The organism is Ruegeria marisrubri, assembly GCF_001507595.1.
GTDB classification, from domain to species: domain Bacteria; phylum Pseudomonadota; class Alphaproteobacteria; order Rhodobacterales; family Rhodobacteraceae; genus Ruegeria; species Ruegeria marisrubri.
The window spans coordinates 67858-92740 of record NZ_LQBQ01000037.1 but is presented as its reverse complement, the minus strand read 5'-3'; the positions used below and the strand labels follow the sequence as shown (position 1 = coordinate 92740).

Annotated in this window: 22 protein-coding genes; 13 read left to right on the top strand and 9 right to left on the bottom strand. The window is 63.6% G+C overall.

Features of this window, described 5'->3' with window-relative positions:
- Positions 1–9: 9 nt before the first annotated feature.
- From AVO45_RS17005 to rarD, 6 genes are all read left to right on the top strand, one after another.
- Complete coding sequence (locus AVO45_RS17005; protein ID WP_068349434.1) at positions 10–2457, top strand: GcvT family protein; 2448 nt, start codon at positions 10–12, stop codon at positions 2455–2457.
- 39 nt (positions 2458–2496) lie between these two features.
- Positions 2497–3543: an alcohol dehydrogenase family protein gene (locus AVO45_RS17000; protein WP_068349431.1), complete on the top strand. Its 1047-nt coding sequence runs from the start codon at positions 2497–2499 to the stop codon at positions 3541–3543.
- A gap of 10 nt (positions 3544–3553) precedes the next feature.
- A complete protein-coding gene (locus AVO45_RS16995) occupies positions 3554–4450 on the top strand; it encodes a homocysteine S-methyltransferase family protein (RefSeq protein WP_068349430.1) in 897 nt (298 codons plus the stop codon).
- An 11-nt stretch (positions 4451–4461) separates the two neighbouring features.
- Positions 4462–5433 carry a GlxA family transcriptional regulator gene (locus AVO45_RS16990; protein WP_082688858.1) on the top strand — a complete coding sequence of 324 codons (972 nt, stop codon included), beginning with the start codon at positions 4462–4464 and terminating at the stop codon, positions 5431–5433.
- A 90-nt stretch (positions 5434–5523) separates the two neighbouring features.
- Positions 5524–7977: a GcvT family protein gene (locus AVO45_RS16985; protein ID WP_068349426.1), complete on the top strand. Its 2454-nt coding sequence runs from the start codon at positions 5524–5526 to the stop codon at positions 7975–7977.
- A gap of 263 nt (positions 7978–8240) precedes the next feature.
- Positions 8241–9146, top strand: a complete 906-nt coding sequence (rarD, locus tag AVO45_RS19980) for an EamA family transporter RarD (RefSeq protein ID WP_068349425.1) — start codon at positions 8241–8243, stop codon at positions 9144–9146.
- Here rarD and AVO45_RS19975 read toward each other — a convergent pair.
- Together AVO45_RS19975 and AVO45_RS16970 are read right to left on the bottom strand one after the other, a co-directional pair.
- Positions 9137–9850, bottom strand: coding sequence for an SGNH/GDSL hydrolase family protein (locus AVO45_RS19975; RefSeq protein ID WP_082688857.1), 714 nt, complete (start codon positions 9848–9850; stop codon positions 9137–9139). The two genes, rarD and AVO45_RS19975, sit on opposite strands and share 10 nt — an antisense overlap.
- 4 nt (positions 9851–9854) lie before the next feature.
- Entirely contained in the window at positions 9855–10265 is a 411-nt protein-coding gene (locus AVO45_RS16970; RefSeq protein WP_068349626.1) for a nuclear transport factor 2 family protein, read from the bottom strand.
- Between the two features lie 99 nt (positions 10266–10364).
- Here AVO45_RS16970 and AVO45_RS16965 point away from each other — a divergent pair, with 99 nt between their 5' ends.
- The gene (locus AVO45_RS16965) at positions 10365–11012 is read left to right on the top strand and encodes an RluA family pseudouridine synthase (RefSeq protein WP_068349423.1); all 648 of its coding nucleotides are present in this window, start codon (positions 10365–10367) and stop codon (positions 11010–11012) included.
- 238 nt (positions 11013–11250) lie between these two features.
- On the opposite strand, the gene AVO45_RS16960 is transcribed toward AVO45_RS16965, so the two are convergent.
- Together AVO45_RS16960 and AVO45_RS16955 are read right to left on the bottom strand one after the other, a co-directional pair.
- On the bottom strand, positions 11251–12135 hold the full coding sequence (locus tag AVO45_RS16960) for a LysR family transcriptional regulator (protein ID WP_068349422.1): 885 nt from the start codon (positions 12133–12135) through the stop codon (positions 11251–11253).
- Between the two features lie 292 nt (positions 12136–12427).
- A complete protein-coding gene (locus tag AVO45_RS16955; protein WP_068349420.1) occupies positions 12428–12817 on the bottom strand; it encodes a MerR family transcriptional regulator in 390 nt (129 codons plus the stop codon).
- Positions 12818–12917: 100 nt separating this feature from the next.
- On the opposite strand from AVO45_RS16955, the gene AVO45_RS16950 reads away from it, so the two are divergent.
- Together AVO45_RS16950 and AVO45_RS16945 are read left to right on the top strand one after the other, a co-directional pair.
- A complete protein-coding gene (locus AVO45_RS16950) occupies positions 12918–13241 on the top strand; it encodes a hypothetical protein (RefSeq protein ID WP_068349418.1) in 324 nt (107 codons plus the stop codon).
- Between the two features lie 5 nt (positions 13242–13246).
- A complete protein-coding gene (locus AVO45_RS16945) occupies positions 13247–13465 on the top strand; it encodes a GDCCVxC domain-containing (seleno)protein (protein WP_068349624.1) in 219 nt (72 codons plus the stop codon).
- An 82-nt stretch (positions 13466–13547) separates the two neighbouring features.
- Here AVO45_RS16945 and AVO45_RS16940 read toward each other — a convergent pair whose 3' ends face one another.
- Positions 13548–14987, bottom strand: a complete 1440-nt coding sequence (locus tag AVO45_RS16940; protein ID WP_068349416.1) for an aldehyde dehydrogenase family protein — start codon at positions 14985–14987, stop codon at positions 13548–13550.
- A gap of 267 nt (positions 14988–15254) precedes the next feature.
- Between AVO45_RS16940 and AVO45_RS16935 the strand changes: the two genes are divergently transcribed.
- Positions 15255–15908, top strand: a complete 654-nt coding sequence (locus AVO45_RS16935; RefSeq protein WP_068349415.1) for a peroxiredoxin — start codon at positions 15255–15257, stop codon at positions 15906–15908.
- Here AVO45_RS16935 and AVO45_RS16930 read toward each other — a convergent pair.
- From AVO45_RS16930 to AVO45_RS16920, 3 genes are all read right to left on the bottom strand, one after another.
- Positions 15905–16621, bottom strand: a complete 717-nt coding sequence (locus AVO45_RS16930; protein ID WP_068349621.1) for a glycosyltransferase family 25 protein — start codon at positions 16619–16621, stop codon at positions 15905–15907. The two genes, AVO45_RS16935 and AVO45_RS16930, sit on opposite strands and share 4 nt — an antisense overlap.
- 194 nt (positions 16622–16815) lie before the next feature.
- A complete protein-coding gene (gene pnp, locus AVO45_RS16925) occupies positions 16816–18966 on the bottom strand; it encodes a polyribonucleotide nucleotidyltransferase (protein WP_068349413.1) in 2151 nt (716 codons plus the stop codon).
- Positions 18967–19389: 423 nt separating this feature from the next.
- Positions 19390–19593 carry a hypothetical protein gene (locus AVO45_RS16920; protein WP_068349411.1) on the bottom strand — a complete coding sequence of 68 codons (204 nt, stop codon included), beginning with the start codon at positions 19591–19593 and terminating at the stop codon, positions 19390–19392.
- Positions 19594–19607: 14 nt separating this feature from the next.
- Here AVO45_RS16920 and AVO45_RS16915 point away from each other — a divergent pair, with 14 nt between their 5' ends.
- Entirely contained in the window at positions 19608–20459 is an 852-nt protein-coding gene (locus tag AVO45_RS16915) for a glycosyltransferase family 2 protein (RefSeq protein ID WP_157770195.1), read from the top strand.
- Between the two features lie 277 nt (positions 20460–20736).
- Positions 20737–21462 (top strand): FkbM family methyltransferase, encoded by a 726-nt coding sequence (locus AVO45_RS19530; protein WP_082688856.1) that lies wholly within the window; start codon positions 20737–20739, stop codon positions 21460–21462.
- Positions 21463–21574: 112 nt separating this feature from the next.
- Here AVO45_RS19530 and AVO45_RS16905 read toward each other — a convergent pair whose 3' ends face one another.
- Positions 21575–23245 carry a peptidase U32 family protein gene (locus AVO45_RS16905; protein ID WP_068349406.1) on the bottom strand — a complete coding sequence of 557 codons (1671 nt, stop codon included), beginning with the start codon at positions 23243–23245 and terminating at the stop codon, positions 21575–21577.
- Positions 23246–23432: 187 nt separating this feature from the next.
- Between AVO45_RS16905 and AVO45_RS16900 the strand changes: the two genes are divergently transcribed.
- The gene (locus AVO45_RS16900; RefSeq protein WP_082688855.1) at positions 23433–24821 is read left to right on the top strand and encodes an SLC13 family permease; all 1389 of its coding nucleotides are present in this window, start codon (positions 23433–23435) and stop codon (positions 24819–24821) included.
- Positions 24822–24883 lie beyond the last annotated feature (62 nt).

Genomic DNA, 24883 nt, shown 5'->3' with positions numbered 1-24883 from the left:
GCAAGACCTATGAGTGATTTTCCGACAAAGGCCCGCGTGGTCATCATCGGCGGCGGCGTGGTGGGGGCCTCCTCGCTGTATCATCTGGCCAAGAAGGGCTGGACCGACTGCGTTCTGCTGGAAAAGAACGAGCTGACCGCTGGCTCGACCTGGCACGCGGCGGGCAACGTGCCGACCTTCTCGACCTCGTGGGCGATCATGAACATGCAGCGCTACTCGACCGAGCTGTATTCGCGCCTCGCCGACGAGGTCGATTACCCGATGAACTACCACGTCACCGGCTCGATCCGGCTGGCCCACAGCAAGGAGCGGATGCAGGAATTCGAGCGCGCCGCCGCCATGGGCCGCTATCAGGGCATCCCGATGGAGATCTGGACGCCGGAGCAGGCCAAGGAGCGGTACCCGTTCCTGGAACTGCACGATCTGGTCGGGGTTCTGTACGATCCGACCGACGGCGATATCGACCCCGCGCAGCTGACCCAGGCGCTGGCCAAGGGCGCGCGCGACATGGGGCAGAAGATCATCCGGTTCTGCCCCGCCACCGGCGTCACCCAGCATGACGACGGCACCTGGACCGTGCATACCGAGAAGGGCGACATCGACTGCGATTATGTCGTCAACGCCGCCGGCTACTACGCCCAGCGCGTGGGCGAATGGTTCAAGCCCTTTGGCGGCCGCACTGTGCCCGCGATGGTCATGAGCCACCAGTACCTGCTGACCGAGGAAATCCCCGAGGTCGAAGCCTGGTCCAAGGAAAACGGCGGCAAGCTGCCGCTGCTGCGCGACGTGGATGTGTCCTACTACCTGCGGCAGGAAAAGAACGGCTTCAACCTTGGCCCCTACGAGCCCAACTGCAAGGGCCACTGGATGACCGAGGACGACCCGATGCCCGAGGATTTCAGCTTCCAGCTGTGGAACGACGATCTGGACCGCATCGAGGACATCGTCACCGACGCGATGGAGCGGGTGCCGCTGATGGCGACCTCGGGCGTGGGCCGCGTGATCAACGGCCCGATCCCCTATGCGCCTGACGGCCTGCCGCTGATCGGCCCGATGCCCGGCGTCAGGAACGCCTTCGAGGCGCATACCTTCACCTTCGGCATCGCCCAGGGCGGCGGCGCGGGCAAGGTGCTGGCCGAGTGGATCGTGGATGGCGCCACCGAATGGGACATGTGGGCCGTCGATCCGCGTCGCTATACCGACTACACTGATCAGGACTACTGCAACCAGAAGGGCATGGAGGTCTACGGCAACGAATACGCCATGCACTTCCCCCATCACGAATGGCCCGCCGCGCGCGACAAGAAGCTCTCGCCGGTCCACGCCAAGGTCAAGGAACTGGGCGGCGTCATGGGCGCCTACAATGGCTGGGAACGCGCCAACTGGTTCGCTCAGCCGGGCGACGACACCTCCGAGGAAAGCACCCACACCTGGGGCCGCTCGGGCCCGTGGGAACAGCGCATCAAGGAAGAATGCGAGGCCGTGCGCGACCATTGCGGCGTGCTCGACCTGCCGGGCTTCTCGCGCTTCGTCGTCAAGGGCGACGGCGCGGCCGAGGCGCTGCGCGGGCTGGTCACGGGCGGCCTGCCCAAGGTGGGCCGGATCAACCTCGTCTACATCGCCGACGATCGCGGCCGCATCCTGACCGAGATGTCCTGCATGCGCCTGGGCGAGGATGACTTCGTGATGATCACCGCCGCCACCGCGCAGTGGCACGACCGCGACATCCTGAGGAACGCGATGCCCGCGGGCGTCACGGTCGAGGACGTGACCACCACCCGAGACACCCTGATCGTGACCGGACCCAAATCGCGCGAGATCCTGTCGGGCCTGACCGATGCCGACCTGTCGCTGGGCTGGCTGACCCATCAGGCAGCCACCGTGGCCGGGCAACCCGCCCACCTGATCCGCGTCTCCTTCGCCGGTGAACTGGGTTGGGAGGTGCACGCCCTCAACGAGCACATGCCCGCGATCTATGACGCGATCCTCGCCGCCGGGGCCAAGCCGTTCGGCATGTATGCGCTGAACTCTCTGCGCATCGAAAAGGGCTATCGCGCGTGGAAGGGTGATCTGAGCACCGACTACTCGCTGCTCGAAGGCGGACTTGAACGCTTCATCAAGTTCGACAAGCCGCAGGATTTCCCGGGCAAGGCCGCGTTGCTGGCGGAAAAGCAGCAGGGCGTCAAGAAACGCTTCGTCACCCTGATCGTCGAGGCCGGGGACTGCGACGCGCCCTACATGTCCTGCATCTGGAAGGATGGCGAGATCGTGGGCGAGACCACCTCGGGCGCCTGGGGCTATCGCGTGAACGCCTCGGTCGCGCTGGGCATGGTCCGCAGCGACCTGGCGGTGCCGGGCACCGAGCTCGAGGTCGAAATCTATGGCGAGAAATGCAGCGCCGTGGTTCAAGAGGACAAACCCCTCTGGGATCCCGAGAACGAACGCCTGCGGGCCTGACCTGAGATCCGGCCCGCCATTGCCGAAAGGACACGACCAATGAGCAAGACCATGCAGGGTGTCTATCTGACCCGGCACGGCGGGCCCGAAGCGCTGGAATGGCGCGAGGACATCCCTGTTCCGACCCCCGGGCCGGGGCAGGTGCTGGTCCGCGTCGCCGCGGCCGGCGTCAACAACACCGACATCAACACCCGCATCGGCTGGTATGCCCCCGAGGTGACCGGTGCGACCGATGCGGTCGATCAGGATGTCGAGGCCGGAGGCTGGGGCGGCGCCCTGGCCTTTCCGCGCATTCAGGGCGGGGATCTGTGCGGCATCGTCGAACAGGTCGGCCCCGGTGTCGCCTTCAAACCGGGCCAGCGCGTGACCTGCCCGATCAACCTGCCGCGTCCCCGGCCCGGCAATCCGACCGGCTTCATTGCCTTGGGGTCCGAGATCGACGGGGCCTTTGCCCAATACTGCCTGCTCGAAGCAGATGACCTTTACGATGTCACCGAGTCACCGCTGACGGACGTGGAGATCGCCGCCATCCCCTGTGCGTTTGGCACCGCCGAGAACCTGCTGACCCGCGCGGGCGTGACCGCCGGGCACAAGGTTCTGATCACCGGCGCTTCGGGCGGTGTCGGGCTGGCGGCGGTGCAACTGGCCGCCCTGCGCGGGGCTTCGGTTGCCGGCGTCACCAGCGCCGCCAAGGCGGATACCGTCCGGGCGCAGGGGGCCTCGGAAACCTTCGAGCGCAACGCGCCGCTGCCGCAGGACAGCTTTGACGTGGTGATCGACGTGGTCGGCGGCCCGACCTTTCCCGGCCTGATCCGGGCGCTGAAACCGGGCGGCCACTATGCCGTCTCGGGCGCCATCGCCGGGCCGATCGTTCAGGCCGACCTGCGCGAGATCTACCTGCGCGACATCACCCTCCACGGCTGCACCCATCAGGCCTTCGAGGTCTTTGGTCGGCTGGTCGAGATGATCAACGCAGGCCGGATCCGGCCGCTGGTGTCGAAAACCTACCCCCTGCGCGACATCGCCAAGGCGCAGGAGGATTTCCAGTCCAAGGCCCTTCCCGGCAAACTGGTGCTGATCCCTTAAGGAGGTGCGCATGACCGATATCACGCTTCTGGATGGCTCGATCGGGCAGGAACTGGTGAAACGCAGCGGCGACCGGGCGACGCCGCTCTGGTCCACGCGGGTGATGATCGACCACCCCGACCTGGTGGGCGAGGTCCATGCCGACTATTTCCGGCGCGGGGCCACCATCGCGACGACCAACACATACGCCGTGCACCGCTCGCGCCTCGTCAGGGTGGGCATGGAAGACCAGCTGCCCACCCTGATCGACACCGCGCTGGCCCAGGCCGAACGCTCACGCGCCGGGTTCCCGCAGGGCCGCATCGCGGGCTCTCTTGGTCCCCTGCTGGCCTCCTACCGGCCCGACCTGAGCCCCGACCCGGACGAGGCGGCGGAAAAATTCCGTGAACTCGTGCAGATGATGGCCGACCGCGTCGATCTGTTCCTGATCGAAACCGTGTCCTCGGTGCAAGAGGCCGAGGGTGCGCTGCGCGGCACCCAAGGCTGCGGCAAGCCGGTCTGGCTGGCGCTGACCGTGATGGATGATGACGGCACCCGCCTGCGCTCGGGCGAGGCGCTGGGCGACATCGCGCCCTTGGTGGACCGCTTCGACCCCGAGGCGGTTCTGATCAACTGCTCGCGCCCCGAGGCGATCCCGGCGGCGCTCGAGATCATCAAGGGCTTCGGGCGGCCCTTCGGCGCCTATGCCAACGGCTTCACCCGCATCTCCGAGGGGTTTCTGCAGGACGCGCCCACCGTGGACGCGCTGGAGCAGCGGCAGGACCTGGGGCCAGAGGCCTATGCCGATCACGCGATGGGCTGGGTCGCGCAGGGGGCCACGATCGTCGGCGGCTGCTGCGAGGTCGGCCCCGACCACATCGAGGAACTGGCGGGCCGCCTGCGCGCCGCGGGTCACCGGATCGTCTGAGGAGGAGAAGCTTGGCAGAGCGGCAGGCACCCTATCCCGAACGGCAATGGCAGGTGGATATCCTCGTCGCCGACGGGTTCGTGCTGACCGAACTGGCCGGGGTCGCCGACGTGCTGCGCATCGCCAACCGGGTCTGCCCGGTGCCGCCCTTCGCCTATACCTACCGCTCGCTCAGGGGCGGCACGGTTGCCTGCCGCGCCGGGGCCTGGGTCGAGACCGAACCGGTGATCCGGCAGCCCACCGCGGACTACCTCTTCGTCATCGGCAACACCGACCCCGACCACCCCGACCTGTCGATTGCGCGGGTGATCTCGGACTATACCCATCGCGGCGCGCAGGTCTTTCTGCTGGCCGAGGCCGCCAGCCGCTACATCAAGGACAAGGGCGCCGAGGATCACGCAACGCATTGGGAAAACGCCTCGTTCCTGCGCGAGCGGGGGGCGGGCTTCGATGCCAAGTTCTCGATCGCGACCGAACATGGCCTCGTCGTCACCTGCGCCGGAATGGGCGCGACCGTGGACGTGACGCTGGCGCTGATCGGCCGCCATGTCTCGGGCGCGGCCAAGATGACCGTCGCCGACATCATGCTGCACGAAAACATCCGCGATTTCGGCTCGATGCAGCCCTTTTCGGGCGTCAAGGCCACCACCACCGGCGACGACAAGCTGGACCAGTGCATCAAGATCATGCAGGCCAATATCGAAGACCCGGTGCCAATCAACGAGATCGTCGCCGCCCTCGGCCTGTCGAACCGCTCGCTCGAGCGCAAGTTCAAGACCTATCTCGGCGCCACGCCCAACGGCTTTTACCGCGAAATGCGGCTGGCCAAGGCCAACAACCTGCTGCTGAACACCACCCTGAGCGTGCGCGAGATCGGGCTGGCCTGCGGGTTCCCGAACGGGTTCTCGACCATCTACAAAAGCGTCTACGGCGTCACCCCGTTCGTCATGCGCCGCCAGAGGCGCGCGCCCGGCACACGGTGATTATCGCCCGTTTTCTGACGTTTTTGATGGATTTCCTGCCGCCTTTCCGTGGCAGACTTGGCGCAAGACCCAAGATTCGGAGACATCGGAATGGTTGATCTTCCCAGCAAGGCCCGCGTGGTCATCATCGGTGGCGGCGTGATCGGATGCTCGGTCGCCTATCACCTGACCAAGAAGGGGTGGAAAGACGTGGTGCTGCTCGAGCGCAAGCAGCTCACTTCGGGCACCACCTGGCACGCGGCGGGCCTGATCGCCCAGCTGCGCGCCACCGCCAACATGACCAAGCTGGCGAAATACAGCCAGGAACTCTATGGCGCGCTCGAAGAGGAAACCGGCGTCGCCACCGGCTTCAAACGCTGCGGCTCGATCACCGTGGCGCTGACGGATGAACGCCGCGAAGAGATCTATCGCCAGGCCGCCATGGCCCGCGCCTTCGGGGTCGAGGTCGAGGAGATCTCGAACGAGCGCGTGGCCGAACTGTATCCGCATCTCAATCTCGACGGCGTCAAGGGCGCGGTCTATCTGCCGCTGGACGGGCAGGGCGACCCGGCCAACATCGCGCTGGCGCTGGCCAAGGGGGCGCGCCAGCGCGGTGCCATCGTCAAGGAACGGGTGAAGGTCACCGACATCGCCAAACAGGGCCGGCGCGTGACCGGTGTGGACTGGGTCGCCGATGACGGCAGCGCATCGGGCCATATCGAATGCGACATGGTGGTCAACTGCGCCGGCATGTGGGGCCATCAGGTGGGCCGCATGGCGGGCGTGAACGTGCCGCTGCATGCCTGCGAACATTTCTACATCGTGACCGAGAACATCGAGGGCCTGACCCAGCTGCCGGTGCTGCGGGTGCCGGATGAATGCGCCTATTACAAGGAGGATGCGGGCAAGATCCTGCTGGGCGCTTTCGAGCCCAACGCCAAGCCCTGGGCGATGGACGGCATCCCCGACAGTTTCGAGTTCGACCAGTTGCCCGAGGATTTCGATCACTTCGAACCGATCCTCGAGGCCGCCTGCAACCGCATGCCGATGCTGGCCGAGGCGGGCATCCATACCTTCTTCAACGGCCCCGAGAGCTTCACGCCCGACGACGCCTATCACCTTGGCCTTGCGCCCGAGATGGACAATGTCTGGGTCGCCGCCGGCTTCAACTCGATCGGGATCCAGTCGGCGGGCGGCGCGGGCATGGCGCTGGCCGAATGGATGGATTCGGGTGAAAAACCCTTTGATCTGGGCGACGTGGACATCAGCCGGATGCAGCCCTTCCAGGGCAACAGGACGTATCTGTTTGAACGCTCCAAGGAAACGCTGGGCCTGCTCTATGCCGACCACTACCCCTATCGCCAGAAGGCAACGGCACGCGGCGTGCGCCGGACGCCGTTCCACCACCACCTCAAGGAACACGGTGCCGTGTTCGGTGAACTGGCAGGCTGGGAGCGCGCCAACTGGTTCGCCAACGAAGGGCAGGAGCGCGAATACCGCTACAGCTGGAAGCGCCAGAACTGGTTCGAGAATTCGGCCGCCGAACACCGTGCCGTGCGCGAGAACGTGGGCATGTACGACATGTCCTCCTTCGGCAAGATCCGGGTCGAAGGCCCCGACGCGCAGGCTTTCATGAACTATGTCGGCGGCGGCGATTATGCCGTGCCGGTGGGCAAGATCGTCTATACCCAGTTCCTGAACCGCCGCGGCGGGATCGAGGCCGACGTAACCGTCACCCGCCTGTCCGAAACCGCCTATCTGGTGGTCACCCCGGCGGCGACCCGTCTGGCGGACCAGACGTGGATGGAGCGAAACAAGGGCGACTTCCGCGTCGTCATCACCGATGTCACGGCGGCCGAAGGCGTTCTGGCGGTGATGGGGCCGAATTCACGGGCCTTGCTGGAGAAAGTCTCGCCCAACGATTTCTCGAACGCGGCAAACCCCTTCGGCACCGCGCAGGAAATCGAGATCGGCATGGGCCTCGCTCGCGCGCATCGCGTCACCTATGTGGGCGAGCTGGGCTGGGAGATCTATGTCTCCTCCGACATGGCGGGCCACGTCTTTGAAACGCTGCATGCGGCGGGGCAGGACATGGGGCTGAAGCTGTGCGGTATGCACATGATGGACAGCTGCCGGATCGAGAAGGGCTTCCGCCACTTCGGCCACGACATCACCTGCGAGGATCACGTTGTGGATGCCGGTCTGGGCTTTGCCGTCAAGGTGGACAAGGGCTGTGACTTCATCGGCCGCGAGGCGGTGATCGCGCGCAAGGAGAGCGGACCGAAATCGCGCCTGGTGCAGTTCCGCCTGACCGATCCCGAACCCTTGCTGTTCCACAACGAGCCGATCGTCCGGGACGGTGAATACGTGGGCTATCTCAGTTCGGGCAACTATGGCCACACGCTGGGTGGCGCCATCGGTTTGGGCTACGTGCCCTGCGAAGGGGAAAAGGCCGTAGACGTTCTGGCCTCGACCTACGAGATCGACGTTTGTGGCGCGAAAGTCCGGGCCGAGGCGTCGCTCAAGCCGATGTACGATCCCAAATCCGAACGGGTGAAGGTGTGACCACGGGGTTCGGTGGGGGCTCTGCCCCCGCCGCCTTCGGCGACTCCCCCGGGATATTTTCAGCCAGATGAAGTGGGCCACCCTTACTTCATCTGGCCTCAAATATCCCGGAGCGCGAGGCAGAGCCTCTCAAAATAGCCTTCAAACAAGGCGGGACATGTCGTTTTCGATCAGGACCCGTGATGGCCGACGCAACAGAATTCCGTATTTCCTTCGCCGCATAACCTGCCATATGAACCGGGTACAACACTCGGAGAAACTGCATGGCGCAGCCCGCATTCACCACCGACACCGGGGACACGCCCAAGGGGCTGGCCCTCGCCGTCACGGCCTATCTGCTGTGGGGGTTCCTGCCGCTCTACATGAAGGCGATGGCGCATATTTCGCCGGTTGAAGTGGTTGCGCATCGCGTCATCTGGTCGGTGCCAGTGGCGGGGCTGCTGCTGGTGGCGCTGGGCCGGACCCGCGACCTGAAGGCGGCCCTGAGCAACCCGAGGATGCTGGGCATGGCCTGCCTGACGGCGGCGCTGATCTCGGTCAATTGGGCGATCTATGTCTGGTCCATCGCCAATGGCAAGGCATTGGACGCGGCCCTGGGGTATTACATCAACCCGCTGTTCAGCATTGCCTTGGGCGCAATTCTGCTGCGTGAGCCGCTGGGCCGCACGCAGTTGGTCGCGGTCGGATTGGCGGCGGCGGGGGTGCTGGTTCTGGTGCTGGAGGCCGGCAGCCTGCCCTGGGTCGCCATCGGCCTGATGGTGACTTGGGGGTTTTACGCTTTCTTCAAGCGGTCGCTGCCGATCGGACCCAACCAGGGATTTCTGCTCGAGGTGCTGATCCTGCTGATGCCTGCATTGGCTTATGTCACGTGGGTAGGGGCCGAGGGAGCGGGTCATTTCGGGGGCTCCGCCACCGATACCATCCTGCTGGTCGGGGCCGGAGTGGTGACGGCGGTGCCGCTGCTGGTCTATGCCAACGGGGCCAAGCTGGTGCGCCTGTCGACCATGGGCATCCTGCAATACATCGCGCCGACGATGATCTTTCTCACCGCCGTCTTCGTGTTCGGAGAAGAAATCGACCGTGGCCGGATGATCGCCTTTCCGATGATCTGGGCGGCGCTGGTCGTCTATTCGATTCCGATGGTCCGGCAGATGCGCGCTCAGTCCTGATCGCGGATGATCCGGGCCACCGCCTCGGCCCAGAGGGCATAGGCGCGCGGGCTGGGGTGATACCCGTCCGGTGCCGCCAGCGCCGGGTCTTCGGGCAGGTACAGGGCCAGGTGGTGGACCTGCGGGAACCGCGCGGCGACCTCCTGCAAGCCCTCGTCCAGCCGCGCGGCCTGTCGGCCCAGGACCCAGGCCAGCGGCTGCGGCAGCGCCGGGAAACGGTGCATCGGCGGCACCCCGGTCACCACGACGCGGCGCGCGCCGAGCGTTTCGGTCAGGTGCCGCAGCAATTCGCCCTGCCGGGCCGCGAACTGCGCCCGCGAGGTGGCGCGGGTCACGTCATTCACACCCAGCGCGGTGACGGCCACGTCGAAGGTGCCCCTCACCTGTTGCAGCCGCTCCAGCGTATCGCGTGTGGTGTGGCCCGTGCTGGCCTCGAGCCGCCATTCGACGCTGTAGTGCCGCCCCAGCTGTTGCACCAGATGGCCCGAGAGCGCCTGTTTCTGCGTGCCTGCACCAACCCCGGCCGCCGAACTGTCACCGGCGATCAGCAGCCGCAGCCTCGGCCCTCGCCCGTCGCGCCCCTCGCGCGGTCCGATCGGCTCGGGCAGCAACTGCGCGTTGCGGCGCACCATCAGCGCCTGCCCCGCCAGCAGCGGCAGCAGCGGCACCCGCAGGATCTGGTCGGCACCGATCATGTTGCGCATGGGGTCAGGACAGCGCCTCGCGGAATTTCAGGAACCGGGCGTCGGTCATCACCCGTGCGTTCATGGCGTCGCGCAGGGCGCCGATTGTCTTGTAGGGGCGCATGACCACCTCGAACACCTGGATCAGCCCCTCGTCGTTCAGCGTGATCAGGTCCACGCCCACGGCATCAAGATCGCCGACCTTGCACTGGAACTCCAGCGCCCAGTCCTTGCCCGCGCCCATGATCCGGCGATAGCGGAAATCGGAAAACACCTGCCCCACATGGCCCAGCACCGCCGCCACCGGCTCGCGCCCCGTCCAGGTCTTGTAGTAGGTGGGCGGCAGAAAGCGGACATCCTCGGCCAGCAGTTCGTGGATCAGGCTCTCGTCGCCCTTGGCCACGACCTCCTGCATTTTCTCGATCGTCGGGTGCATGGTCATCTCCCTATTCGGCTGCAGCGAGAGTTGCGGATGCGGCCCCGCCACGCAAGGACGACGTTGCGGGAGGTGGCGCGCTGCGATAGGCAGGCGCGCATGAGCGAGATCTACACTCCCCCCCAGACGCCGCTGGACGTGTTGCACGAGGACGCGCAGCTGATCGTGGTCAACAAGCCCTCGGGGCTGCTGTCCGTGCCGGGGCGGGGCGAGCACCTGGCCGACTGCCTGCTGACGCGGGTGCAGGCGGCCTTTCCGCAGGCGCTGCTGGTGCACCGGCTCGACCGGGACACCTCGGGCGTGATGGTCTTTGCCCAGACGCCGCATGCGCAGCGGCATCTGGGGCTGCAGTTCGAGAAACGGCAGACCAAGAAAACCTACATCGCCCGGGTCTGGGGGCAGCTCGAGCCAAAAACCGGCACTGTCGATCTGCCGCTGATCGTGGACTGGCCGAACCGGCCGCGGCAGATGGTCTGCCACGACACCGGCAAGCCCGCCGTGACCGACTGGCGCGTGGTGCGCTACGAGGATGGCACGACCCGCGTCAGGCTTTTTCCAAAAACCGGACGGTCGCACCAGCTGCGGGTTCACATGCAGGCCGTGGGCCACCCGATCCTGGGCGATCCGTTCTATGCGGAAGGAGAGGCGCGGGACTACCCCCGCCTGATGCTGCATTCCGAGGAGTTGCGCCTGAAACATCCCGAAGGCGGGGTGTCGATGAAATTCCGCGCCCCGGCGGATTTCTGAGAAGCGATGGTTTGAAACAGGCAGCGGGTCTGATTTTCGCGTCAGGTGCGTTCTGTCGGCGCGTGCCGCCCAACTCCCCATCGAGACGCACGCAGGACATCCGGCGCACCTGACGCGAACGAGGTTTTCCGTGAGTGAGTGGAGCCTGTACGAGTTTGGCGTGTAACCTCGTCTGCGTTTCTATTCGCAGACCGGGGTTGCGGCCATATCGAAAAATGCAACATTGGGATTGCAGATTTCAGCCGTCCGTTCCCGTGCCTGCTTCGAACTCGCACTGGCCGCACAGGCAGTTGTTGGGCCCTGAGAAACAGCTTTCGACCCAAGATTTCACGGCTTGCAACCGCAGGTCATTGCGCCGGGATTCATGGTAAACCGCATATACCGGACTGGCCGAGACAAGCGCATCGGGCGCCAGTCGCTCGATCTTGTTCTGGTTTCGCACCGAACATGTCAACAAGGGACCGGGCAGCCCTGATTCCAGCACCGCCTTTTCGACTTCGGCCAGAGAACCCAGACGAACAGTCGGGCCATCGCCGAAATGGGAAAACCCGTTCTTCATCATCGGAAGCCCGTCGAATTCTCTGGACAGCCCGACCCAATCCTTTCCGGGTCTGCTTCCCTTTCTGTTGTAGAATGCGCTGACCCGGCTGCCTATGCGCTTGGAAATGAACCTGCCCTCCTTGGGCCGTTCCAACCGGATCGCCAGGTCGATCTCGCCATGTGCCAGACTGCGCTTGGGTTGATAGCCGATTTCGAGGATCAGGTTCGGATAGCGGTCTCGAAAGCGCTTGAGGTTCGGGGCCAGAGCCGCAGAGCTGATGCCGTGATAGCAGCTGATCGAAATCCTGCCCTTCAACTCGCATTCCGGCTTGCCCAGGGCGACTTCAAAGGCCTCCAGTTCCTTCTCGGTCCTCTCGGCCAGCTCGGCAAGGGTCATGGCTTCTGGCGTCAGGTGCCAACCGCCCTCGCTCTTTCGGAAAAGCTGGGCCCCGACGTCCTTGGTCAGCCGGTCGATGCGCCGGGATACCGTGGCCGGATTGGTCTCGAGCACCTCTGCCGCGGCCCGCATCGTTCCGGCTCGTGAAAGGGCCAGCAGAAACCTCAGGTCATCCCAGTCATACACTCGATCAGCTCACATGGTTTGCAATCAACCGGCCGGAACGTGCCGGAAAAACCTCTCCGAAGGGCCGCGGCCCAAGGCAACGCTACGCCCTTGGATGCTTCGAGGCAATGAAATCATCCTTCGAGGCGATGCCTCACGATGCCTTGGCGATCCGTTCTGTGCGGAAGGCCCGGCGCAGAGCTGTCCCCGCCTGATGCCGCATTCCGAGGCGTTGCGCCTGAAACATCCCGAAGGCGGGGTGTCGATGAAATTTCGCGCCCCGGCGGATTTCCGAGAAGACGGCAAAAGGAACTTACCCTCCCCGCAAGGCGTCAAGCATGGGGCAGTCGGTGTTTCCCTCGGAACAGTTTGCCGTCAGCTCGGTCAGGGCCGCCTCCAGTCTGCGAAGTTCGGCGATCTTTTTCCGGGTCGAGGCAAGCTGACGGTCGCCCATCCGGAACACGGCATCGCAATCCGAATACTCTCCGACCGACAGTTCAAGCAGGGCTTTTGCGTCGCTCAGGGAAAACCCCAGGTTTCTGCAGTTCTTGAGGAATTTCAGTCGCCCGATCGCTTCGGCCGAATAGATGCGCCGCCCGTTTGCCGAACGCTCCGGTGGCGGCACGATGCCCTCGCGCTCGTAATACCGGATGGTTTCGATGCTCACGCCACTTTGCCGGGATGCTTCGCCTATCGCAAACATGTGAAGAAAACCTTCTTGAACCTGTAGTGGCTACAGGAAGCATATTGGGCCGCAGATGAAACGGCAACGTGCCGTTTGAACGCGCAAAGGCTGGAAGGACATGAAAAACTATCTGCGCCTCAGTTTCCTGAGTTCGCTGGCCGCGCTTGGCGTGGCGACCTGCTGTGTCTTGCCGATGGTGATGCTCCTGCTGGGTCTGGGCGGAAGCTGGCTGGCGGTGTTCGGAAAGATCGCCGCGGCAAGCTACTACGTGCTTGCACTGTCCGTGGCTCTCGTTGCAGTCGCGTGGCTGATGGCCTATCGGCGCGGAACGCTGGCGCGGCTGAAACCGTGGCTGATGGCCAGCACTGCGCTGACCGCCATTGCCTGGGTCGTCGTTTTCAACGAGGCCCGGATCAACGACCTGCTCATGACCTGGATGTGACCGAGATGACCGAGAAGACCCCGACCCTGGAAAGCACGATCACCTGTCCGCATTGCGGCCACAGCGAAACCGAAACCATGCCCACCGATGCGTGCCAGTGGTTCTACGAATGCAAATCCTGCAAGACGGTTCTGACCCCGAAACCGGGCGATTGCTGCGTGTTCTGTTCCTATGCAACCGTGCCCTGCCCACCGATCCAGGCCGGAGACAGCTGCTGCGGCTGACGGGGTTTTGCCTGCAACGCAATGAAAAAGGCAAGGCGCCCTTCGAACGCCTTGCCCCGATTTTCCGACCCGGAACGGTTTCTTATTCCGGCGTCCAGCCGCTGACGGCCTTGACCTCCAGGAAGTCCTCCAGACCCCAGACACCGCCTTCGCGGCCGTTGCCGGACTGTTTCATGCCGCCAAAGGGCGAACCGGCGGCGCGCGACTGGCCGTTCATCTCGACCATGCCCGAGCGCAGCCGCCGCGCCATGCGGTTGGCGCGGGCGCCGTCCTGCGTCTGGACATAGTTGGTCAGGCCATAGGGCGTGTCATTGGCGATCTCGATGGCCTCTTCCTCGGTGTCGAAGGGGATCATCGTCAGGACCGGGCCAAAGATTTCCTCGCGCGCGATGGTCATCTGGTTGTTGGCATCGGCAAAGACCGTCGGCTTGACGAAATAGCCCTTGTTGAAACCCTCGGGCCGGCCGGTGCCACCGGCGACCAGGCGGGCGCCCTCGTCGATCCCCTTCTGGATCAGGTTCTGGATCTTGGTCCACTGAACCTCGTTCACCACGGGGCCGATATGGCGACCTTCCTCCAGCGCGTTGCCCACGGTCACCTTGCTGGCCACCTCGGCCGCGGTCTCGACCGCCTGGTCATAGATCGGGCGCTGCACCAGCATCCGGCTGGGCGCGTTGCAGCTCTGGCCGGTGTTGTTCATCATGTGCAGCACGCCGCGCTTGACCGCCTTGTCATCGGCATCGGCAAAGATCACGTTGGCGCCCTTGCCGCCCAGCTCCAGATGCACCTTCTTCAACGTGTCGGCGGCATTCTTGGAAATCGCCGTGCCCGCGCGGGTCGATCCGGTAAAGCTGACCATGTCCACGTCCGGATGCCCCGACAGTTGCGAGCCCACGCCCACGCCGTCCCCGTTCACGAGGTTGAAGACACCGGCGGGGAAGCCTGCCTCGTGCATCATCTCGGCAAAGATCATCGCGTTCAGCGGGCTCTGCTCGGAGGGTTTCAGAACCATGGTGCAGCCAGCGATGGCCGCCGCGCCCACCTTGAGCGTGATCTGGTTCATCGGCCAGTTCCACGGCGTGATCAGCGCGGCCACGCCGACGGCCTCATGGATGATCCGGTCATTGGGGGCATGATCGCCCAGAGGGCGCTCGAACTGGAAATCCTTGGCCGCCTTGATGAAGTTCTTCAGGTGCCAGATCCCGGCGCCCACCTGCTGGGTGCGCGACATGTCGATCGGCGCGCCCATCTCCAGCGACATCGCCTGCGCCAGATCCTCGCCGCGGGTCTTGTAGATCTCAGCCAGCTTCTCGACCAGCGCGATGCGCTCTTCGACCGGGGTGGCCATCCAGCCGGGCAGGGCCGCCTTGGCGGCGGCCACGGCGGCGTCGGTGTCGGTCTGCGAACCCAGCGAGATCACCGCGCAGGGCTCCTCGGTCGAGGGGTTGATGACCTGGAAATCATTGGGCTGGCTGGGGGCGACCCATTGCCCGTTGATGTAGAAGTCGCGTTTTTCGATCATGGCTCTCCCTCTCCCGATCAGATCTGTGTTCGACCGCGCGGTCGGTTTTCGCGGACACTCTGTCAAAGCGTCGTCCAGGGGGCAAGGGGGTGCGACCAAAAATTTGATCAAATTATTCGTCCGCAGCGGCAGGGGGCACGAATTTACCGCAAGAGAATGGCAAGTTGGGAGTTTTTCCCGAATTTGCAGAACGGCCTTTAACGCCGCGTCAAAACCTCTAAGTCTTCAGGTGGAACAAAAGAACGCCAACAGGAAAGGAGGCAAGCCATGGGTCTGCGCATCAACGATATCGTTCCCGACTTCACCGCCGAAACGGATCAGGGCCCCATCCAGTTCCATGACTGGATCGGCGACAGCTGGGCCATCCTGTTCTCGCACCCCAAGGATTTCACCCCGGTCTGCACCACCGAGTTTTCGGCCGTGGCGCAACTGGCCGACGAATGGGCCAAGCGGAACACCAAGGTGATCGGTGTTTCCGTGGACAGCGCCGAAGATCACAGGAAATGGAAGGGCGACATCGAGAAATTCGGCAATACCAGTGCAAGCTTCCCGATCATCGCCGACACGGACCTGGCGGTGTCCAAGGCCTTCGACATGCTGCCCGCTGGCTATTACCTGCCGGACAACCCGACGCCGGCCGACAGCCAGACGGTGCGTTCGGTCTTCATCATCGCGCCGGACAAGACGCTGAAACTTTCGATGACCTATCCGATGAACGTGGGCCGCAACTTTGCCGAGGTGCTGCGCGCGCTGGATGCCCTGCAGACGGCCGAGCAGAAAAACGTCGCGACCCCCGCCGACTGGACGCCCGGCGCGGATGTCGTGATTCCGCTAGCCGTCAGCGATGCCGAGGCCAGGGAGAAATACGGTGAATACACCACCCACTTCCCCTATCTGCGGACGGTGAAACTACCGGCCTAGGGTTTCTGTGGATATTTCTGCAGCTTGAGGCGGTACTTCGCCCGCTTCACTTCCCGCTCCAGCGCCTCGCCGGGGCGGGTTTTCTTCTGGATGGTCGAACCGCCGATCTCGGCGGCGACCTCTTGGTTGCCGGTTCCCAGAAGGGCGTGAACCGGCTGATTCGTGATCCAGTGCATCTGCAGGAACGTGTCCACGGGGCGGTCGATCCGGTCGGTCGCGGCCAACAGCCGGGCGGCGGCGCCGCGCCCCACCACCTGGCAGCAGCATTGCAAGCCGATCACGCGCGGCAGGATCAACCGCAGACCGCCCTTTTCCGCCAGAACCGCAACCGGCGTTTCGCGCTGTTTGACCGGCAGCCGGATATAGTGCTCGGGCGTCGCGTGTTCCGCGATGATTTCCAGCGCGGTGCCGAAGCGGGCGGGGTCGATCCGCAGATCATCCTCGGTGATGATCGCCAGGTCGATTTCCTCTTCGACCAGCTTGCGCCAGATCCGCCGGTGGCTTTCAAAGACACCGACCTCGGCCGGGCGGAGCGGAAATGGGTAGCGGGGGCGATGGAGATCGCCCTTGAACAGCTGCACGCCCGCGATCTGTTCGGGGTCGCGTCCATTCACCGCTTCGAACAGTTCGGCCGAGGGCAGGTCATGGCACAGACGCTCGGCATTGGGCCGTCTGCTTGTGCTGGCCGACATATGGATGATGAAGGAACGCATGCGCAGTGAATAGATGACCTGTGACAATCGTCAAATGAAAACGGGAACTGCTGGCGTGATTTGGACCGAAACGGGAATGATAATCAAGCAAAGGTTGCAGCCGGCCGATCCTGAACGACTTGAGCCAGACGTCACGCCGCAAAAAAAGGCCCCGGCATCGAACCGGGGCCTTTCCGTTCAGATCGAGGGGCGGATCACTCCGCGCTGGCCTCTTTCTTTTCTTTCTTCTCGGGCACGATCTCTTCGCCGGTTTCCTGATCGACGCATTTCATCGACAGGCGCACCTTGCCGCGATCGTCAAAGCCCAAGAGCTTGACCTTCACTTCCTGGCCTTCCTTCAGAACGTCCGAAGGATGGTTCAGGCGGCGGTTTTCGATCTGGCTGACATGCACCAGCCCGTCGCGCTTGCCGAAGAAGTTCACGAAGGCGCCGAAATCGACGATCTTCACGACCTTGCCGGTATAGATCTTGCCCTCTTCCGGCTCGGCCACGATCGAATGGATCATGTCATAAGCCTTCTGGATAGCTTCGGCATTCGGCGAGGCGATCTTGATGATGCCGTCATCGTTGATGTCGACCTTGGCGCCGCTGGTCTCCACGATCTCGCGGATCACCTTGCCGCCCGAGCCGATCACTTCGCGGATCTTGTCGGTCGGGATCTGCATGGTCTCGATGCGTGGGGCGTGGACCGAGAACTCGCCGGTCTCGCTCAGCGCCTTGCTCATCTCGTTCAGGATGTGCAGACGGCCGTCCTTGGCCTGGGCCAGGGCTTTCTCCATGATCTCGGGGGTGATGCCGGCGACCTTGATGTCCATCTGCAGCGAGGTGATGCCGTTTTCGGTGCCCGCCACCTTGAAGTCCATGTCGCCCAGGTGGTCTTCGTCACCCAGGATGTCGGTCAGAACGGCGTAGGAACCGTCCTCTTCCAGGATCAGGCCCATGGCCACACCGGCCACCGGCGCCTTCAGCGGAACGCCCGCATCCATCATCGACAGCGAGCCACCGCAGACCGATGCCATCGAGGACGAGCCGTTCGACTCGGTGATCTCGGACACCACGCGGATGGTGTAGGGGAAGTCGGTCGGCGCCGGCAGAACCGCCTGCAGCGCGCGCCAGGCCAGCTTGCCGTGGCCCACTTCGCGACGGCCCGGAGGGCCAACGCGGCCCACTTCACCGACCGAGTAGGGCGGGAAGTTGTAGTGCAGCAGGAAGGGTGACTTGAACGTGCCGTGCAGCGCGTCGACGAACTGTTCGTCGTCGCCGGTGCCCAGCGTGGTCACGGCCAACGCCTGGGTCTCGCCACGGGTGAACAGGGCCGAGCCATGGGTGCGCGGCAACAGGCCGGTTTCGGCCACGATCGGGCGCACGTCGGTGGTCGAGCGGCCGTCGATCCGCTTGCCGCCCTTGACGACATCGCCGCGCAGGATGCCGGCTTCGAGCTTTTTCATCGCCGAGCCAAGGTTCGGGTCTTCCAGCTGCTCTTCGGTCAGCGCTTCCTTGATCGCCTCGCGCGCGGCTGCGACCGCGGCGGTGCGCTCCTGCTTGTCGGTGATGGCGAATGCGGCGCGCATCTTGTCCTCACCGGCGGCCTTCACGGCTTCGTAGAGTTCCGAGTAATCCGGCGGGGTGAAGTCGAACGGCTCTTTCGCGCAGTCTTCGGCAAAGTCGATGATCAGGTCGATCACCGGCTGGATCTGCTCGTGCGCAAAGGTCACGGCGCCCAGCATCTCGGCCTCGGACAGCTCGTAGGCTTCCGATTCCACCATCATCACGGCGTCCTTGGTGCCGGCGACGACCAGGTCCAGGCGTTGCTCGGGGTTCAGGCGCAGATCGTGCATGTCCTCCACGGTGGGGTTCAGCACATATTCGCCATCGGCATAGCCCACGCGGCAGCCCGCGATCGGGCCCATGAACGGCACGCCCGAGATGGTCAGGGCGGCCGAGGCCGCGATCATCGCGACGATGTCGGGGTCATTGACCAGATCGTGGCTCAGAACGGTGCACATCACCAGCACTTCGTTCTTGAAGCCCGGCACGAAGAGCGGGCGGATCGGACGATCGATCAGGCGCGCGGTCAGCGTCTCTTTCTCGGTCGGGCGCGCCTCGCGCTTGAAGAAGCCACCCGGCACCTTGCCGGCGGCATAGTATTTTTCCTGGTAATGCACGGTCAGCGGGAAGAAATCCTGCCCCGGCTTCTGTTCCCTGGCGAAGGTCACGTTGGCCATGACCGAGGTTTCGCCCAGGGTGGCGATGACCGAGCCATCGGCCTGGCGGGCAATCTTGCCCGTTTCCAGTGTAAGCGTCTCTTCGCCCCACTGCATGGATTTGGTTGTTACGTCAAACATCTAGCGTATCCTAAAAGGGAGCACTCCCGGGCCCATCCCGGGTCTCCCGTTTGCATGGCGGCCCCATTGCCGCCGACCCCACCTATCTTCCTTCCGAGTGCCGGGGTCAGGGCACAACGTCTCAGATGCTGCGCCCATACAGGAAAACGTGCGGATTGAAAACAGGAAACCTCCGTCCCCATACGGCGGCGCCGGCGACGCAAACGTGTGTGGCAGCCACGCGCGCATCGCATTAGCGTCTGGTCACGAAGCATCTGGCGTGGTTGACGGCCTTATTTCTCGCCCTTGCGGCGCAGGTGGGCGCAAGGGCGGTGCAGTATGCCCTCGGTGCGAACAGATCGCAGGTCGGCTTTACGGTCGGGTTCGGCAAGGACGAGATAACCGGAACGATCCCCGTTCAGACAGCCGCCCCTGCGTCCGACCCTAGACCGCCGCGTCGGCCTCCTTGAGTTCCGCAGCCTCGGCCCGGCTCAGCTGCGCGCCCTGCCTGCGTTTCAGCAGCACCTCGCGGGCGCGGGCGTATTGCGGATCCTGCCAGAAGATCAGGCAGCCGTTGCAGCCCCGGCCGCAGCAGCCCTCGGTGCAGAAGTTGACTCGCCAAGACGGGTCTCCTAGTTCTGCGCGCAAAGAGGAGGGTAAGATTGAAAATCGCCGCAGTCACGATGGTATTTCGCGACTACGAAATGCTGTCTCGTTGGTGTGACTATTACGGGACGCAACTCGGCCGTGAGAACCTGTATATCGTCTCTCACGGATTCGATCCGCATCACAAGGAAATCACCGAGGGGTGCAATCTTGTTACGATACCCCGCGATAAGCTGACTGATTTCGACGCATGGCGCTTTGAGATGCTGCACAGCTTTGTTCAGTTTCTGTGCGCCTCCTACGAGTGGGTGATTAGAACAGATGCCGACGAATTCGTCGTGGCGGACAGTTCGGCAGGGACATTGCCTCAAATCCTCGAGCGTCAAGTAGACCCTTTTGTTTTCGCGCTAGGTGTCGAAGTGTTTCAAGGCCAAAACGAACCCGAATTGACTTCGCAACCCATCACTGCACAGCGTCGCCATGGGCTTGTCTGGGCGTCCTATTCTAAGGCTTTCGCCGTCAAGGCTGGATGGCGGCTGGAAAACCACGGTATTAGGTTTGACCCTCGAAAATTGACCGGGTTGCGTGTGAACATGCCTGAGGGGCTTTATCTGTTGCATATGCGTCTATCTTCCACCTCGATCCATCAGGCGCATCGGGACCGTAAAGTCCTTATGCCTTCTGCGCCGCGGTCGTGGCGAAACATAGATCGTTGGGAGCAGCAGTTACACGATGCGATCGCGTTGGGCCCTGTCGAAGACAGCACTGCGCATCTGCGCCAAGTTTGGGCTGCGCAAAACAAATCGCGCTTGCGACGAATATACCACGCAGGCAAGTTGAGGCCTGTGGTAAGATCCGAATTCAATCGCGTGGTCGAATTGCCCGTCGGGATCGTTGGTCGGGTGTGACATTTAATCAAACATTGCGTTTTGCTGCGAAGGAGGGGTTCCGAGTAGCAGAGATGACGGCGAAGGCGCCCGGGCCTCCGAGAAACCGGCGCAAAGTTTTTCAGTTGCCCCTCACCCGGGTCCTCTCTCGTTGGTCTGAAACTAGCCTCGGGTGATAGCGCAAGTTACTGACGCAAAGTCTTGGTTCTGACTCGACATTGTGCGATCAAAATGTTGGTTCGAAGAGCGGCACGACCAGCGAGCGCTTGAGAAGCAAGTAGGGCGAACAAGGATTGGCATGCAACCGAAGAGTGTTTCAGAGGCGGTGTTCTTAACGCCCAAGGTAAGGGTTGCCAGGGTCAATCACTTGCGAAAAACCATTCTATTCGCTGTGAGAAATCCACGCGACGTGATTCAACGTGAACATGTTGCCGGTCGCTTCTATGAACCCGAAGAGCTAGGTATTATTGCCAATCACTTTCCTCTGGGGGGGCAATTTTGCGATATCGGCGCTAACGTCGGCAATCATACCTTGTATGTGGCAATGTTCCTACATGCAGAAAGAATTGTTCTGGTCGAGCCCAACCCGGACGCGACTGACTTGCTACGGTCCAATGTGTTCCTGAATGGGCTAGAAAAAGTTTGCGACCTGAGGCATCTGGGGATTGGCCTGTCGGATGGGGGCGCTAAGTCAGGAGGTGTCAGCGCAAGCAGGAAAAACAATCTTGGCGGCGCTCGCATGGTAGAAAATGAAGGTGACATTCCCCTGATCACGGGCGACGCGCTTCTGGCTGGCGAGAAATTCGACATGATAAAAATTGATGTCGAGGGCATGGAAATGAAGGTGCTCAACGGAATGGAAAACCTGTTGCGGCGCACCAAGCCAAAACTTTTTGTTGAGGTCGACCGACAGAATTTCAAGGCGTTCGATGATTTTTGCGCGACCCATAACTATGAAGTGCTTGAGCAGTTCAAAAGATATCGTCCAAATACCAATTTTCTTCTGGGGCCTAGGCTGGAGTGAAATGGCTCTGCCGGTTAGCAGAGCGCTCTGATTTCGGTCTAACTTGAAAAGCGAACAAGCCACAGAGGTTGTTTCTGTCCGCGTGACAGGCTTCTGCTGGTCAAAAAGTTGCTTAGCTCTGTTCCACGAGCAAACTGCCAACCTCCTTGAGTTCCGCAGCCTCCGCCCGGCTCAGCTGCGCGCCCTGCTTGCGTTTCAGCAGCACCTCGCGGGCGCGGGCATATTGCGGATCCTGCCAGAAGATCAGGCAGCCGTTGCAGCCCCGGCCACAGCAGCCCTCGGTGCCGACGCGGTTGGTCTTGAACCGGCGCGCGTTGTCGTCCTGCGCGATGGCCTCGGCCAGCGCGTCGCGGCGGCGCTCGTAGGCGTTGGGGTTGTCGCGCCCCGAGACCTCCATCCCCTGCACCAGCTTGTCCAGCCGCAGCCGCTTCCACTGTTCGTCGGTCAGCGCGCGCTCCTTGCGCATCACCGAGAACGCCGGGAACCGGGCGCGCAGCTCGTCGGGGTCCTCGTGGTCGAACAGGGCGAACGGCAACCGGATCACCGTCTTGTCGCTGCCGCGCACCACGTCCACACGCTCGCCGGTCTCGGCGTTCTCGAAATCATAGACCCGCAGCAGCACCGTTTCCCGCGCGATGGGCGAGACGAATTCCAGCACCTCGCCGGCCACCAGCTTGTTCTTGACCTCGACCAGCAGGGCGTCCTCGGTCACCTCTTTCACCACGCCGGCATATTCCCACTGCGCCAGCGAGGCGGTGTGTTCATAGCCATGCGCATAATTGGTCAGACGCCCCTCGTGGAAGGCCAGCGTGTAGCCGCGGTTGCCCACCGCCTCCAGCTCGCGCATGTAGGGTTTCGGGTCCCAGTTCTCGGGGTCCGCATAATAGTCATCGATCGCCATGCGATAGGCGCGCGCGACGATGGCGGCGTAATATTCCGACTTGCCGCGCCCCTCGACCTTGAGGCTGTCCACGCCGATCTTCAGGTATTCGTCCAGCTTGGGCATGATGCACAGATCGCGCGAGTTCAGGATGTAGGACCCGCGGTCATCCTCCTCGATCGGCATCAATTCACCGGGACGGCAGCCTTCCTCCAGCAGGAATTCGAACATGCCGGCGTTTTCCTCGGTGAGGTTGAGATCCTCGACCGTGCCATCCTTGAGCCGCACGCGCAGCTTGTAGTTCCAGCGGCAGGAATTGGCGCAGTTGCCCTGGTTGGCGCCGCGCTCGGCCATGAAGTTCGACAGCAGGCAGCGCCCCGAATAGGTCATGCACATGGCGCCATGCACGAAGGCCTCGATCTTGATGTCGGGGCATTTCTCGCGGATTTCCACCAGTTCGGGGTAAGAGACCTCGCGCGCCAGCACCACCAGCTCGGCCCCCTGGTCCTGCCAGAACTTCACCGACAGCCAGGAACAGATGTTGGCCTGTGTCGAGACATGCAGCGGGATCTCGGGCGCGCGGTCGCGCACATACTGGAACACGCCGGGATCGGCCACGATCAACCCGTCCGGCTTCACCTTGCGCACGGTGTCGATGTACTCGTCCAGCTTGGGGATGTCCTTGTTGTGCGAGAACAGGTTCAGCGTCAGATAGGCGCGCCGCCCATGCGCGTGGCAGAACTCGACCCCCTCGATCACCTCGTCCAGCGTGAACTCGGATTTCGTGCGCAGCGACATGTCCGGCGTGCCCAGATAGACGGCGTCGGCCCCGTAAAGGATCGCCATCTTCAGCTTGCGCAGATTGCCCGCCGGCATCAGCAGTTCGGATCGTTTCTGTGTCATGGAACCAGCCCGACAAAAGAAGAAAGGGGCCTTCTACGAGAGTTTGCCCGCGTTGTGAACAGGAAACTGGTGCAGAGCCGGGGCAGGGCAAGGCGGCACGGGCCGCATGTCCACCACCGACCCGCTTTTGCATTTCCTGCCAAGCCGTTAGGGTTGCCGGAAAGGCAAAGACGGTTAGGGTGCAGGGATGACGCTTAGGTCACTGGTCAGTTTTTGCGGATTGTTGCTTCTGCTGGTCCCCGTCTTGGTGCCCGCGCCCGAGGGGATTCCCGATGCGGCATGGTTGGCCACCGGCCTTGCGCTGACCATGGCGCTCTGGTGGTTGACCGAGGCGCTGCCGCTGGCGGTCACCGCGCTGCTGCCGCTGGCCGCGGCGCCCTTGCTGGGGGTCGGAGAGATCGGCGAGGTCGCCAGATCCTACAGCCACCCGCTCATCATCCTGTTCCTCGGCGGTTTTCTTCTGGCCAAGGCGATCGAGAAATCCGGGCTGCACCGGCGTCTGGCCGGCGCGCTGCTGGGGATGGCGGGCAAAAGCCCCGACCGTGTTCTGGCGGCCGTGATGCTGGCGACGGCATTCCTCAGTCTCTGGATCAGCAACACCGCCTCGGCCATGGTGGTCGCACCGATCGCGGCGGCCATCGCCGCCTCGCAGACCGACCGCCCGGCCTTTGGCACCGCCCTGATGCTGGGGGTCGCCTTTGCCGCCACCATCGGCGGCATGGGTTCGCTGATCGGGACGCCGCCCAACGCGATCTTCGCGGCCTATGTCAGCCAGACCTACGGGGTGAACGTGGGCTTTGCCCAATGGGCCGCGGTCGGGGTGCCGGTCGCCCTGATCCTGCTGCTGCTCACCTGGGTCGTGCTGGCGCGGCTGACGCCCGGCGCGCTGGGGCCGGAACTGACGACCTCTTTCGGCTTCGGGGCCGAGGCCATGGGCACGGCCGAGCGCCGCGTCGCGCTGATCGCCGGGCTGACGGCGCTGGCCTGGATCTCGCGCCCTCTGATCGAGTGGCTCCTGCCCGGCATCGCGCTCTCGGATGCGGGGATCGCGATGGTGGCGGCCATCACGCTGTTTCTGGTGCCGGACGGGCAGGGCGGACGGCTGCTCGACTGGGACACCGCCGCCGGTCTGCGATGGGACGTGCTGATCCTCTTCGGCGGGGGACTGGCGCTGGCGGGCATCCTGGAACAGAGCGGGCTTGCCGCCTGGATCGGCGGCGCGGTGCAGCACATGGCCGGGCTGTCCGAGTTCTGGCTGCTGATCCTGATCGCGGGGCTGATCGTCTATGTGGGCGAACTGGCCAGCAATACCGCGATGGCGGCGATCTTTCTGCCCATCGCCGGGGCCGCCGCCACCTCGCTGAATGCCGATCCGGTCGCCTTCATGCTGCCGGTGGCCCTGGCGGCGTCGGTCGGCTTCATGCTGCCGGTCGCGACCCCGCCCAACGCCATCGTCTTCGCCAACCCGGCCGTTTCGCGCGGCGACATGCTGCGCGCGGGCGCGCCGCTGGACGTCATCGGAATCTTCGTCGCGGTCGGTCTCAGCTGGCTTCTGGGGCCGGTCTTTTTCGGCTGAGTTGCCCCACATGGGCAAAAGCGGCCATTATTACCGCCAGTTAGTCTTGATTTGGCTCAACG